The sequence below is a fragment of the Marivita sp. genome (assembly GCF_020055635.1).
In the GTDB taxonomy this organism is placed as follows: domain Bacteria; phylum Pseudomonadota; class Alphaproteobacteria; order Rhodobacterales; family Rhodobacteraceae; genus Marivita.
In genome coordinates, this window is the sequence record NZ_JAIPUT010000026.1 from 1 (window position 1) to 13074 (window position 13074).

Annotated in this window: 12 protein-coding genes; 3 read left to right on the forward strand and 9 right to left on the reverse strand. The window is 64.4% G+C overall.

What is annotated here, in order from left to right; translation table 11 throughout:
• Positions 1-514 precede the first annotated feature (514 nt).
• Genes LCF60_RS13180 through LCF60_RS13190 form a run of 3 tightly spaced genes read right to left on the reverse strand, consistent with a single transcriptional unit; the run spans position 515 to position 3468 of the window.
• Complete coding sequence (locus tag LCF60_RS13180) at positions 515-1927, reverse strand: carnitine 3-dehydrogenase (protein ID WP_292292341.1); 1413 nt, start codon at positions 1925-1927, stop codon at positions 515-517.
• Positions 1924-2550: an SGNH/GDSL hydrolase family protein gene (locus LCF60_RS13185; protein ID WP_292292343.1), complete on the reverse strand. Its 627-nt coding sequence runs from the start codon at positions 2548-2550 to the stop codon at positions 1924-1926. The genes LCF60_RS13180 and LCF60_RS13185 overlap by 4 nt, the downstream gene beginning before the upstream one ends.
• Before the next feature lie 3 nt (positions 2551-2553).
• Entirely contained in the window at positions 2554-3468 is a 915-nt protein-coding gene (locus LCF60_RS13190) for a 3-keto-5-aminohexanoate cleavage protein (RefSeq protein WP_292292344.1), read from the reverse strand.
• 171 nt (positions 3469-3639) lie between these two features.
• On the opposite strand from LCF60_RS13190, the gene LCF60_RS13195 reads away from it, so the two are divergent.
• Entirely contained in the window at positions 3640-3843 is a 204-nt protein-coding gene (locus LCF60_RS13195) for a hypothetical protein (protein ID WP_292292346.1), read from the forward strand.
• 29 nt (positions 3844-3872) lie between these two features.
• On the opposite strand, the gene LCF60_RS13200 is transcribed toward LCF60_RS13195, so the two are convergent.
• From LCF60_RS13200 to LCF60_RS13210, 3 genes are all read right to left on the reverse strand, one after another.
• Positions 3873-4604 carry an RlmE family RNA methyltransferase gene (locus LCF60_RS13200; RefSeq protein WP_292292348.1) on the reverse strand — a complete coding sequence of 244 codons (732 nt, stop codon included), beginning with the start codon at positions 4602-4604 and terminating at the stop codon, positions 3873-3875.
• 124 nt (positions 4605-4728) lie between these two features.
• Positions 4729-4962 carry a hypothetical protein gene (locus LCF60_RS13205; RefSeq protein ID WP_292292350.1) on the reverse strand — a complete coding sequence of 78 codons (234 nt, stop codon included), beginning with the start codon at positions 4960-4962 and terminating at the stop codon, positions 4729-4731.
• 362 nt (positions 4963-5324) lie between these two features.
• Entirely contained in the window at positions 5325-6164 is an 840-nt protein-coding gene (locus tag LCF60_RS13210) for an ABC transporter permease (protein ID WP_363318416.1), read from the reverse strand.
• Here LCF60_RS13210 and LCF60_RS13215 point away from each other — a divergent pair.
• Positions 6163-8274: a 4Fe-4S binding protein gene (locus LCF60_RS13215; protein ID WP_292292351.1), complete on the forward strand. Its 2112-nt coding sequence runs from the start codon at positions 6163-6165 to the stop codon at positions 8272-8274. The two genes, LCF60_RS13210 and LCF60_RS13215, sit on opposite strands and share 2 nt — an antisense overlap.
• Complete coding sequence (locus LCF60_RS13220; RefSeq protein WP_292292353.1) at positions 8271-9143, forward strand: FAD:protein FMN transferase; 873 nt, start codon at positions 8271-8273, stop codon at positions 9141-9143. The genes LCF60_RS13215 and LCF60_RS13220 overlap by 4 nt, the downstream gene beginning before the upstream one ends.
• A gap of 177 nt (positions 9144-9320) precedes the next feature.
• Here LCF60_RS13220 and LCF60_RS13225 read toward each other — a convergent pair whose 3' ends face one another.
• From LCF60_RS13225 to LCF60_RS13235, 3 genes are read right to left on the reverse strand one after another with little or no spacing between them, the layout of a single operon-like run.
• Complete coding sequence (locus tag LCF60_RS13225) at positions 9321-10109, reverse strand: xanthine dehydrogenase family protein subunit M (protein ID WP_292292355.1); 789 nt, start codon at positions 10107-10109, stop codon at positions 9321-9323.
• A gap of 14 nt (positions 10110-10123) precedes the next feature.
• Positions 10124-12499, reverse strand: coding sequence for a xanthine dehydrogenase family protein molybdopterin-binding subunit (locus tag LCF60_RS13230; protein WP_292292357.1), 2376 nt, complete (start codon positions 12497-12499; stop codon positions 10124-10126).
• Between the two features lie 51 nt (positions 12500-12550).
• On the reverse strand, positions 12551-13036 hold the full coding sequence (locus LCF60_RS13235; protein WP_292292359.1) for a (2Fe-2S)-binding protein: 486 nt from the start codon (positions 13034-13036) through the stop codon (positions 12551-12553).
• Positions 13037-13074 lie beyond the last annotated feature (38 nt).

The following is a 13074-nucleotide window of genomic DNA, read 5'->3' on the forward strand; positions in this document are numbered from 1 at the left end:
CGAAACAAACCAAACCGCCCGCATATCTCTTCAGATATTAGCAATGTCAAAGAGCAACCCAGAAGACAAACAACCAGACCAGTGCGCCCTATACTATCGGCGCGCCCGCCCTGATATACCCCTGAATTATCCACCTCGTCTGCGACCAGTCTTCCAACCAACCGCCCCGTCTGGCGTCCCGTCCCGCGCCTCAGCGCCGCCGGTGAAGGGGTATTTAGAGTCGGGACCGCAGGACCGCAAGCAGAAATCTTGGGAATTTCATAAAAAAGTTAAACTCTCTCGCAACCCATTGCTTTGGAACGCTTATTCTTACCCAAATCGCTGACCTGCGGGGAGGCGCGGAACACCAGATCGATGTCCTGTGACATGCCTTCGACCTTATCCACAGGCTTACCCACACCTGCCCCTGCGGAAGCTTCGGGACTCGGTCCGAGTCACGCCCCCGGACGACCGGATCCCGCGCTCCGCTTGTCCGAGTCGGATGCGGCTTTCCCCCAAAATCTCGCCAAGGTCATCAATCCGCGGCGGCGTGTGCAGCCGCCAGGCGCTCCACGGCTTCGGCGACATGCGGCAGCGGCGGACAGGACCGGCGGGTTTCCAGCGACACGTGCAGCAGGAACTGGTTGCAGGTCGCCAGCACCGCCCCATCCGCCGCACGGTGCATCTCGTGCCAGAGGCGGAGCTTCCTGCCCTGCCCGGCGGTCACACGGGTCGTCACGGTGATGGTCTCGCCCGCGTGGGTCTCGGCCAGATACTTGATCGTGGTTTCGGCGGTGAAATAGCTGTGGCCCGCAGCGACATAGGCGCGGTCCGCGCCGATATGGGTCATCAACTCCTCCGAAGCATCGCTGAACACCTGGCCGTAGCGACCCTCGTTCATATGTCCGTTGATGTCGGTCCAGTCCACCGGCACCACGCGCCGCACCGTGACCAGCGGGGCCTCGTCTCGAAGCGGCCCCCGCAGCGCGATGTCATGATCGAGGATCAGCTTGCCCGCCGCCGCCCCCTGTTGTTTCAGCGCGCGCAGGATGGCGACAAGGTTGTCGTCGCGCAGGCGTTCCAGGTCGCGGATGCCCAGATGGCCGGACTGGGCGTCGGACTGGTCGGCGATCAGGTCGACCAGGGCATCGGTGAACTCCGGCACATCGGTCAGCCTGGTCCAGGGCCATTGCAGGCAGGGCCCGAACTGCGCCAGGAAATGCCGCATGCCCGCTTCGCCCCCCGCCACCCGATATGTCTCGAACAGGCCCATCTGCGCCCAACGCAGACCGAACCCGTAACGGATGGCGTTGTCGATCTCTTCGGTCGTGGCGATGCCATCCCTGACCAGCCACAGCGCCTCGCGCCAGACGGCTTCGAGCAGGCGGTCGGCGATATGCGCGTCTATTTCCGCGCGGACATGGAGAGGATACATGCCGATCTCGGTGAGGATCTGCCTGGCGCGGGCAATGATGTCGGCATCCGACGCGGCACTTGGGACCAGCTCCACGAGCGGCAACAGGTAGACCGGGTTGAAGGGATGCGCGACCATGATCTGGCTGGGGCGGGCAGCGCCCTGCTGCAACTCGGACGGTTTGAACCCCGAGGTCGAAGAGGCCAGAACCGCATCCCCGGGACAAGTCGCCTGTATCTCGGCAATGACCCTGTGCTTGAGATCGCGCCGTTCCGGCACGCTTTCCTGTATCCACTCGGCCCCCGACACCGCTTCGGCCAGCGTCGTCACGCAGGTGATCGCGCCGCGCCTTGGCATCGGGGCCTCATAGAGCATCGGCAACACCCGCGCGGCATTGGTCATGACCTCGGCGATCTTGCGCTCTGCGTCGGGGTCCGGGTCGAAGACGCGCACCTCCCAGCCCATCAGGGCAAACCGCGCAGCCCAGCCAGCGCCTATCACGCCGCCCCCGATGATCGCCGCGATCCGCGTCATGCGAGCCGCGCCAGAACGTCTTTGGCCATCGCCGCCCCCAAGGCGTGGTGCGCGCTTGCCTCCCAATGCACGCCGTCATCGGGCGAAACCCGTGCCGCCGAACCAGCATCGAAAAATCCGACGCCTTGCCGTCCGGCCGCCGCCGCGACGTGATCCGCCAACCCCTGCTGGCGCGCCTCGGCCCCGGCGAAGACGTCCCTGAGAATGCCCGCCTCCTGAACCGGCACCGGTGAGACCAGCAGGATGTCTGCCACCACGGACTCGGCGCGTGTGACCTGCACCAGGCGTTCCAGTGACCGGGCGATCTCGAACGCCGTGACTGAAAAGCGGTGTTTCAGGTCGTTTGTCCCAAGCATCAGGATCATCAGGTCGATCGGGGTGTGGCTGTGCAGGATCGCCGGCAGCACGGTGAGACCGTTGCGCATCCCCCCTTCCACCGGGTCGTCATGTACCGTCGTGCGGCCAGGCAACCCTTCCGAAAGCACCGTGTGATCGGGGCCCAGGGCATTGGCCATCACGTCGGGCCAACGATCCCCCGGCGCGTGACGCGCAAACGCGCCCAGTTGCGTGAGCGGCTTGGTGCCATGCGTGTTGCTGTCGCCATAACAAAGAATGACCGCCATGGTTCACCCCCCCGGTGCGCGTTTGGTCAGGCCCAGCATGTCGCGCACGGCTTGCGGCCCCATGACCCTGGCGCCCATGCCCTCGACGATGCCGACGGCCCGCTCGACCAGTTGCGCGTTGGTCGCCAGAACGCCCTTCTCGAGCCAGAGGTTGTCTTCCAGCCCGACGCGCACATGGCCCCCGGCCAGCACGGCGGCCGCCACATAGGGCATCTGGTTGCGGCCCAGCGAAAAGGCGCTGAAGGTCCAGTGCTCGGGAAGGTTGTTGACCAATGCCATCAAGGTGTTGAGGTCATTCGGCGCGCCCCAGGGGACTCCCATGCAAAGCTGGACCAGGGCCGGATCGTCGAGGATGCCCTCCTTCACCAGTTCCCTGGCGAACCAGAGGTGGCCGGTGTCGAAAATCTCGATCTCGGGCTTTACACCAAGCTCGGTCATCATCCGGCCCATCGCCCGGAGCGTGCCGGGGGTGTTGGTCATGACATAATCGTCTTCGGCGAAATTCATCGTGCCGCAATCGAGCGTGCAGATCTCGGGGAGGCATTCGGCGATGTGGGCGACGCGCTCTGTGGCACCCACCAGATCGGTGCCGTCGGGGTCCACGGGAAGCGGTTTCTCGGTCGGACCGAAGGTGATGCCGCCGCCCATTCCGGCGGTGAGGTTGAGCACGACATCCACCTCGGCATCGCGGATGCGATCCGTAACCTCCCGATAATATTCAACTTTTCGCGATGGCGCACCGGTTTCGGGATCGCGTACATGACAGTGCACGATGGCCGCGCCGGCTTTTGCGGCGTCTATTGCGGACTCAGCGATCTGTTTGGGGGATCGCGGAACATGCGGGCTGCGATCCTGCGTGTTGGCCGAGCCGGTGATGGCGCAGGTGATGAAGACCTCTCGGGTCATGGTCAATGGCATGGCGTCCCCCCTGTCCTTGACGCGAGACTGGGCGCAAACCGGGCCGAGTGCAACGGTTTTCCGATCCGCGGCACGGAAATGAACCCCAGCCTAACCGCCCAGAAACAAACATGAATCCGCCACATTGCGCGGCTATGCACGAGATCATGTCAGACCGCCTGGGGAGGCTTCATGCGACATTATCCAGACCTGAAGGCCGCCGCGCCGCGTTGGCAGAGGCTGTTCGAACTGCACCGCCAGCACAATGTCCAGACGCTCTTGCGCGATGCAGGAGAGATGCCGGACGCCCTGCCCCATGACGTGGCCCTGCACCTGCGGGACCGTGCGGTTCGGTCGCTTCGTACGGTCGAACCGTACATTTCAACCGTACGATAGGGCCGTTCCCGTACGGTTCATCCGTACGGTTACCCCTTGAAGCCGGTCGCGACGACGAATTTCTCGGAACTGTCGGATCTCGACGCCGGCGGCTTGACGTTCACCACCTTGGTGAAGCGCTGCTTGAGCAGCTTCTGCAACTCGCCCTCTGCCCCGCCGGCGAGGACCTTGGCAACAAATGTGCCGCCCTCTTCGAGAACGTCGAAGGCGAAATGGGCGGCGGTTTCACACAGGTTGATGATGCGCAAATGGTCGGTCTGCTTGTGGCCCGAGCTTGACGCGGCCATGTCGGACATGACGACATCGGCGGCACCGCCAAGCCACTCCTTGACCTGATCGTCGGCGCCCTCGTCTAGGAAGTCGAGCTGGTGCAGTTCGCAGCCGGCAATCGGCTCCATCTCCTGCAGGTCGATGCCGAGGACGGTGCCGATCTTCTTGCCCGGCTTCTCGCCAAGCGCGTTCACCCGTTTGACGGCGACCTGGCACCAGCCACCGGGGGCCGCGCCCAGATCGACCACACGGGCGCCGGGGACGAGGAAGCGGTACTTTTCGTCCAGTTCAAGAATCTTGTAGGCGGCGCGGCCCCGGTAGCCCTCGGCATGGGCGCGCTTGACATACGGGTCGTTCAACTGCCGCTGGAGCCAGCGGGTCGAGGACAGCTTGCGGCCCCGGGCGGACTTGACCTTGACCTTGAGGTCACGCTGTCCGCGCCCGGAGGTGTTCTTGCCGTCTGGGGTCTTGCCGGTCGGGGTCTTGGCCATTGGGATGCCCTTTGGTGGTGGTTTGAAGGGCGGTGTAGCACGGGTTTGGGGGAAGGTCATGGGGGATGATGGTGACGGTGCGTGCGAGCATGCACCCTACAGGACGGGTGTAGGGTGCGTGATTTCACGCACCACCTTCACCACATATTAAACCATGCACCGACATGGTTCGGCCATGCCCAACTACCGTCGCCCGAAACTCACCAATGTCCCGATCTTCTTTACCGTGACCTTGGCGGATCGAAACAGCGACCTGCTCATCCGGGAAATCGACCTTCTGCGGCAAGCAGTCCGTCAGACGAAAACCGAAAGACCTTTCGAAATAGATGCCTGGGTTGTCCTGCCCGATCACATGCATTGCATCTGGCGATTGCCCGGCGGTGATACGGACTATCCGACGCGGTGGCGCTTGATCAAGTCGCGGTTTTCACGCGGGGTTCCCATGGGTGCATTGCGTGCAAGCCATGTCAGACGACAGGAGCGCGGTGTGTGGCAACGCCGGTTTTGGGAGCATCACATACGGGATGAGGCGGATTTTGCAGCCCATTTGCGGTATTGTTGGGTGAACCCGGTGAAACATGGATTGGTGGAGAGACCGGAGGATTGGGCGTTTTCGAGTGTGCGCCGGGATTGTTTGGTTGAGGGGTGAATGGTGCGTGCGAGCACGCACCCTACGGAATCTATCCTGTGTAGCGTGCGTGACATCACGCACCGCACATTTCAAACCCGCCGCCACACGCTCGACCGCCGCTCCCATTGTTGCACCAGCCCGTACTCGATGCTCAGCATCACACCGGTGAAGGCCAGCGCGTAGGCCATGACGGTCGCGGTGTCGAAGAGCTGAAAATAGAGGTGGATCTGGAAGCCGACGCCGTTGGAGCGGCCCAGGAACTCGACCACCAGCACGATTTTCCAGATCACGGCCAGTCCGTTGCGGGTGCTGGTGGCGACGAAGGGTCCAAGCTGGGGCCAGATCACGTGGCGCAGGCGGGTCATGGGGCTCAGGCGGTAGACCTGTGCCATGTCGCCCACGCCCCGGTCCAGCGTGCGGACGCCTTCGCGGATCGTGACGGTAACCATCGCGGTCTTGTTGAGGGCGACGGCAATGATGGCCGCGACCTCGTTCAACCCGATCCAGAGGTAGCAGAGCACGATGATGACCAGCGCGGGCAGGTTCAGGAAGACGGTGACCCACGGGTCGCACCACATGTTGAGCCGCTCGGACCGGCCCAGGAGGATGCCGAGCGTGGTGCCCACGGCCATCGCCAGCGCAAAGGCCAGGGCGACGCGGCGCAGGGTGTTGGCCATGTGGTGCCAGAGGTCTCCGGAGGCGCTTTCGGCCGCGATCACCTGCCAGACCGCGACGGGTGTCGGCAGGATGTCGGCATCCTGTGCGATGGCGGCCCCCAGCGTCCAGAGCAGACCGAGGGCGACCAGCGAGATCAGGGTGACGTGAACGGGTGCGCGCATGGGCAGAGCATAGGGGATCGCGGGGGCGCGTGGCTCTTGGACCAAGGTCCAATAGGGCCGGGCTTTGCGCGCTTCTATGGTCGCGGACATGCGAGGCTTTCGAGCGATATGTGCCGCGGTGCTGTGGTGTCTGAGTGCGGTTTGCGCGCTTGGCGCCGTCTTGACCGAGGAGGAGATCGCGGCGCGGATCTATGCGCCGATGAGCCTTGGGGCGCAGATTTCCGAGGACGGGGTGTACGAGCTGCTGAACTCGGGCGGCGCGCCTGCGGGATATGTGTTCCAGACCGAACCGATGGCCCCCCTGCCCGGCTTTTCCGGCGCGCCGGTGAACGTGCTGGTGGTGCTCGATCTGGACGGGCGGTTTCTGGATGTGCAGCTGCTGACCCATAACGAGCCGATCTTCGTGAGCGGATTGGGCGAGGCGCCGTTTCACGCCTTTTTCGAGCAGTATCGCGGCCATTCGATCAGTGACTCTCTGGTGGTCGGCACGCCCTATGGCGGGTCTTCGGGGGGCGGAGGGCTGATCTATCTGGATGGCGTGACCAAGGCCACGGCCTCGGTGCGGATCGCGCACGAGTCGGTATTGGCGGCCGCGTTGCAGGTGGCGCGCGAGAAGATGCAGGGAATCGCGTCGGGGCCGCCGGCCTATCCCGACCCGGACCATGTCGAGGTGCTGACATGGGACGACCTGCTGACGCAGGGCCTGATCACCCGGCGGGTGGCGACCAATGCCGAGGTGCAGGCGCTGTTTGACGGCACGGTCTGGGAGGATGACGACGCCGAGGCGCTGGACGCGCCTGATGCGCCTTACCTTGACCTGTGGATCGCGGATGTCGGGCCGAAATCCATCGCACGGGTGCTGCTGGACGCGGACACGCTCGAGGAGCTCGACCGGTTCATGTCGATCTCGACCTATGACGAGCCGATCCTGGTGATCGAGACCGGGCGGCACGGGCTGGTGTCGGAAGAGTTCGTGCGCAACACCTCGCCCGACTGGATCGGCGCGGAACAGGACGGCTTCCCGGTGGCGCTGCGCGATGCGGATCTCTTCGTGGAGCTGAGCGATGCGGTGCCGGATGCGTTGCACGATGGAGTGGCGATGATCCTGCGCACCGACCGGCGGCTGGGCTTCGATCCGACGCGCGAGTGGACGATGACCGTCGAGGCGGTGCGCGAACACGGGATGTTCCAGCCCGAGATCGGGTCGGTGCAGCTGGCCGCGACCCATGTCACCGATGACAGGTTCTATGCCAGACCGGCGGTGGTGCAAAAGCTGCCGCCCTGGAAAGAGGCGATCTTCAACCGGCAGACCGACTTGATCGTTCTGGCAGTGTGCCTGGCCGGGCTCGTGGCGGTGCTGCTGGGCGCGCAAAGCTGGCTGGCGGGGCTGGCGGCGTTCACCCCGGTGCGTCTGGCGATCCTTGCGGGGGTTCTGGGCTTCGTCGGCTGGTGGGGCCAGGGGCAGTTGTCCATCGTCACGCCGCTGGCGACGCTGCAAGGCGCACTGGCGGGCGGGTCATTTGCCTTCCTGCTCTACGATCCGTTCTCGCTCTTGATCTGGGGGGTGACGATCCTCGGCTTCGTGCTCTGGGGGCGCGGCCTCTTCTGCGGCTGGCTCTGTCCGTTCGGCGCGCTTCAGGAATTTGCGCATCACCTCGGGCGGCTGCTGCGCCTGCCCCGGATCGAGCCGAACGCGCGCTGGGACGCGCGGCTGAAACTGCTGAAATACGCAGCCCTGGCCGGGCTGGTCGGCGTCACGCTGTTTGCGCCCTCCCACATGGACAAGGCGGCCGAGATCGAGCCGTTCAAGACGGCGATCACCACTTTCTTCCTGCGCGAATGGTATTACGTCGCCTACGCCGCGCTGTGGCTGGTGCTGGGTCTGTTCGTGTTCAAGGGATTCTGCCGCTATCTCTGCCCGCTGGGGGCGCTCATGGCCATCGGTGGTGCAATTCGGCTACGGCGCTGGATTCCACGGCGCATCGAATGCGGTGCGCCCTGTCAATTGTGCAAGGTGAAGTGTAAATACGGGTCCATCGCCCGGGACGGAGCGATCCAGTATTCCGAATGTTTCCAGTGCCTTGATTGCGTGACGATTCACGACGACGCGGATCAATGCGTGCCCCTGATCCTCAGGGGCCGGACCGCGCGCCGCGCGTCGCGTGACCTGGGCCATCCCAATACGGTGCCAGCCGAATGAACCGCCGCAGATTCCTTTCCCTTTCCGCCGCCTTTGCCTGCGCCCCGGCGCTTGCACATGCCGACACATGGTCGGGCCGCGCCCTTGGCGCGGATGTGTCGATCACCCTGCATGGCCCCCGCGACCTGACGCAGCGGGCACTGGCGGACGTGCCGAACATGCTGACCAATATCGAAAACACCTTCAGCCTGTTCAAACCGATGTCGCACCTGTCGCGGCTCAACATGATGGGGCGCCTGCGCGCGCCGACCGGGCTGATGTACCGTCTGCTGTCCCGCGCGGACGAGGCGCATCGCCTGACCGACGGGCTGTTCGATCCGACGGTGCAGCCGGTCTGGCAGGCACTTGCCCTGGGGCATGATGTCGAGATCGCCCGCCGGGCGCTGGGCTGGCACCGGGTGCGCTATTCCAAGCGGATGGTCGAATTGCAGAGCGGTCAGGCGCTGACCCTGAACGGCATCGCGCAGGGCTTCGCCACCGATGTGATGTCGCTTCTTCTCAAGCGGCACGGTGCCGAGACGGCGCTGGTGAATATCGGCGAACAGGTGGCGCTTGGCGGACCGTTCACGCTGGGTCTCGCCGATCCGGACCATGGCCATCTTGGCACCCGTCAGCTGCGCAACATGGCGATTGCCACCTCGAGCCCGGGGGCGCTGCAACTGGGGGACCAGGGGCATATCCTCGGACCCCGGAACGAGATCCCGCTCTGGTCGACCATCAGCATCGAAGCGCCGTCGGCCACCATGGCGGATGCGCTGTCGACGGCGGCCGTGTTCATGAACCGCGACGCGCTGCGACGGTTGAAGGTTCGGGCGAAACTGCACCGCATCACGATGGTCGATGCGGACGGAAACGTGCAGACACTCTGATCCTCTCCGGTTCGAAAATATCCCGGGGGTCTGGGGGCAGAGCCCCCAGGATTTTCCATCGATGGAAAATCGCCAGCGCGTCGACGCGTTCCGGACGATGCGTCGACGCAGCCTGTTCATCCCATGAAAAACCCCGGTCGATGGACCGGGGTTTTCCTGTCATCCGCCTGGACCGGATCAGCTTGCGGCAGCAACCGCCCGCTTGGTCATCACGCCGACCAGATGCGCCCGGTAGGCGCCGGAGCCATGCAGGTCCGAGATCATGCCATCGCCGGACACCGACAGGCCGTCCACGGCCTCCGGTGCAAAATTCGCCGACAGCGCCTCTTCCGCCTCGGTCCAGCGGAACACGCCGTCTTCCGACGCGCCGGTCACGGCGACCCGCACGCCATCGGCGTATTTGGCGACGAACACGCCGACCAGCGCAAAGCGCGAGGCGGGTTGTTCGAACTTCATGTAGCAGGATTTCTCGGGCACCGGGAAGCGGACCTCGGTGACGATCTCACCCTCGTCGAGCGCGGTGGCGAACATCCCCTGGAAGTAGTCGTCCGCCGCGATGGACCGGTTGTTGGTCACGACAGTCGCGCCCGAGGCCAGAACCGCCGCCGGATAGCAGGCGGACGGGTCGTTGTTGGCCACGCTGCCGCCGATGGTGCCGCGATTGCGGACCGCCGGATCACCGATATTGCCCGCCAAAGCCGCAAGGCCCGGATAGGAGGAGGCCTCTCTGGCCACGGTGGCATGGGTCGTTCCACCCCCGATGCAAAGCGCGCCATCGTCGGCGGTGCAGACGCCCTTGATGTCCGCGATGCCGGTCAGGCTGACCAGCACGGACGGCGCCGAGAGGCGCTGTTTCAGCGTCGGGATCAGGGTCTGACCGCCGCCCAGCGGCAGCGCCTCGTCGGTGCCCAGGGCCGCCACGGCGTCGGCGACCGATGTGGGCCGTTGAATGTCAAAGCTATACATGTGCTCAGCCCTCCTTATTGGCCGTTCATCGCTGCCCAGACGCGCGAGGGCGACACGGGCATGTCAATGTGGGAAACGTGGGTGTGACCCCCCGAGTGCAGCGCGTCGATCACCGCGTTCACCACCGTGGGTGGTGAGCCGATGGCCCCGGCCTCGCCGCAGCCTTTGACGCCCAGCGGGTTGTGCGTGCAGGGTGTCTGGCAGGAATGGTCGACCACGTAATGCGCCATGTGCGGGATGTCGTCCGCACGCGGCATGGCGTAATCCATGTAGGACGCGCTCAGCAGCTGGCCGTTTTCGTCATAGGCGCAGTTCTCCAGAAGCGCCTGACCGATGCCCTGTGCGATGCCGCCATGAACCTGGCCTTCGACGATCATCGGGTTGACCACGTTGCCGAAATCATCCGCCGAGACGAATTTTTCGATGGTGACCTTGCCGGTCTCGGGATCGACCTCGACCTCGCAGGCATAGGCGCCTGCCGGGTAGGTGAAGTTCGCCGGATCGTAGAAGGCGGTTTCCTCGAGCCCTGGTTCGATCTCTTCCAGCGGGTAGTTGTGCGGCACGTAGGCCGCGAGGGTCACATCCCCCCAGGCGACCGACTTGTCGGTGCCAGCCACGCTGAACATGCCGTCCTTGAGCTCGATATCGCTGTCGGAGGCCTCCAACAGGTGGCCGGCGATCTTCTTGGCCTTGTTGATGATCTTCTCGGTCGCGCGCACCATCGCCGATCCGCAGACCGCGAGGCTGCGCGAGCCGTAGGTGCCCATGCCGAAGGGGATCTTCGACGTGTCGCCATGCACGATGTCGATCATGCTTTCGTCGATGCCGAGCATTTCGGCCACGACCTGCGGGAACACGGTTTCATGCCCCTGCCCGTGGCTGTGTGCGCCGACCATCACCGAGATCGAGCCGGTGGCGTTTACCCGGACGGTTGCGGCGTCATAAAGACCGGCGCGGGCGCCCAGTTGTCCCACGAGGTTCGACGGTGCGATGCCGCAGGCCTCGATGAAGCAGTTGACGCCGAGGCCGCGCAGCATGCCTTTCTTCTCGGACTCGGCGCGGCGTGCGGCAAAGCCCGGGATGTCCATCAGCTCTTCCATCTTGGCCATGGTCGCTTCGTAATCGCCGGTGTCGTATTCGACGGCGACGGGCGTGGCATAGGGGAATTGCGTGATGAAGTTCTGGCGGCGCAGGGCGATCGGATCGACGCCCAGTTCGCGGGCGGCCTGATCGATCACGCGCTCCAGCTGGAACGTCGCTTCGGGGCGGCCGGCCCCGCGATAGGCGTCAACCGGCACGGTGTTGGTGAAGACCGCCTTGACGTTCACCTGAACGGCGGGGGTCTTGTAGTTGCCGGCCATCAGCGTGCCGTGCAGCCATGTCGGCACCGAGGACGAGAAGGTGGACAGGTAGGCGCCCATGTTGGCCTTGGTGTCGGTGCGCACGCCGATGAAGTTGTTGTCCTTGTCCAGCGCCAGTTCGATCCTGGTCACGTGGTCGCGGCCATGCGCGTCGGACATGAACGCCTCGGAGCGGGTCGAGGTCCATTTGACCGGGCGGTTGCAGGCCTTGGCGGCGAAGGTGCAGAACGCTTCTTCGGCGTAGTGGAAGATCTTGGTGCCGAAACCGCCCCCCACGTCAGGGGCCACGACGCGCAGCTTGTGTTCGGGGATGCCCAGAACAAAGGCGCCCATCAGCAGGCGGATCACGTGCGGGTTCTGGCTTGTGGTGTAGAGCGTGTAATCGTCACCCGCGCGGGAATAGTCCCCGACTGCGACGCGCGGCTCCATCGGGTTGGCGACCAGCCGGTTGTTCACCAGTTCCAGCGTCGTCACATGCGCGGCGCTCTTGAACGCGGCATCGGTGGTTTCGGTGTCGGTGCCGAACTGCCAGTCATAGCAAAGGTTGTCGTCCAGATCGTCATGCACCTTGGTGGCGCCGGCTTCGAGCGCCTTGCCCATGTCGACCACAGCCGGAAGCTCTTCGATATCGACGACAATCGCCTCGGCCGCGGTGCGGGCCTCTTCGAGGCTGTCGGCGACAACGGCGGCGATCGGATCGCCCACGTGGCGCACTTTGCCCTGACACAGGACCGGGTGCGCCGGTTCCTTCATCGGCTCGCCGTGCTTGTCGGTCACCTGCCAGCCGCAGGGCAGACCGCCGACGCCTTCGAAATCGGCGCCGGTAAAGATGCGCACGACACCGGGCATGCCTTCCGCGGCGCTGGTGTCGATCTTGCTGATCTTGCCATGCGCCACATCGGAGCGCAGGAAATGCACATAGGCCTGGCCATGCACGTTGATGTCGTCGGTATAATTGCCGGCGCCGGTCAGAAAGCGGACGTCTTCACGCCGCTTCGGGCTTGCGCCAATGCCATGATCCTTCGGCATATCGGTATTCCTCCCTGGGAGCGGTGCGTGCGGGCACACACCTTTTATGAATTATTCTGCGGCGACGGCGGCGACGTCCTGACCGGATGCTGCCATGATTGCCTTGACGATGTTGTGGTAGCCGGTGCAGCGGCAGATATTGCCTTCCAGGTAATCCCGCACTTCCGCCTCTGACGGCTTGGGGTTCTCCTTGAGCAGCGCCGCCGCCGACATCACCATGCCTGGTGTGCAGAAACCGCACTGAAGTCCGTGATGCTCCTGGAACGCCTGCTGGATCACGTTGAGCGATCCATCCGCGTTCGCCATGCCTTCGATCGTCTTGACCTCGGCACCGTCCGCTTCGGCGGCGAACATGGTGCAGGATTTCACGGCTTCGCCGTTCACATGCACGACGCACGCGCCGCATTGCGACGTATCGCAGCCGACATGGGTGCCGGTCAGGCGCAGGTCATCGCGCAGAAAGTCGGTCAAGAGCGTGTTGCCCTTCACGTCTCCGGAAACGGATTTTCCGTTCACCGTCATCGTTACCTTAGTCATCAAGTCCTCCCGTCGGTATTCAATATCGTTTGTGTTTC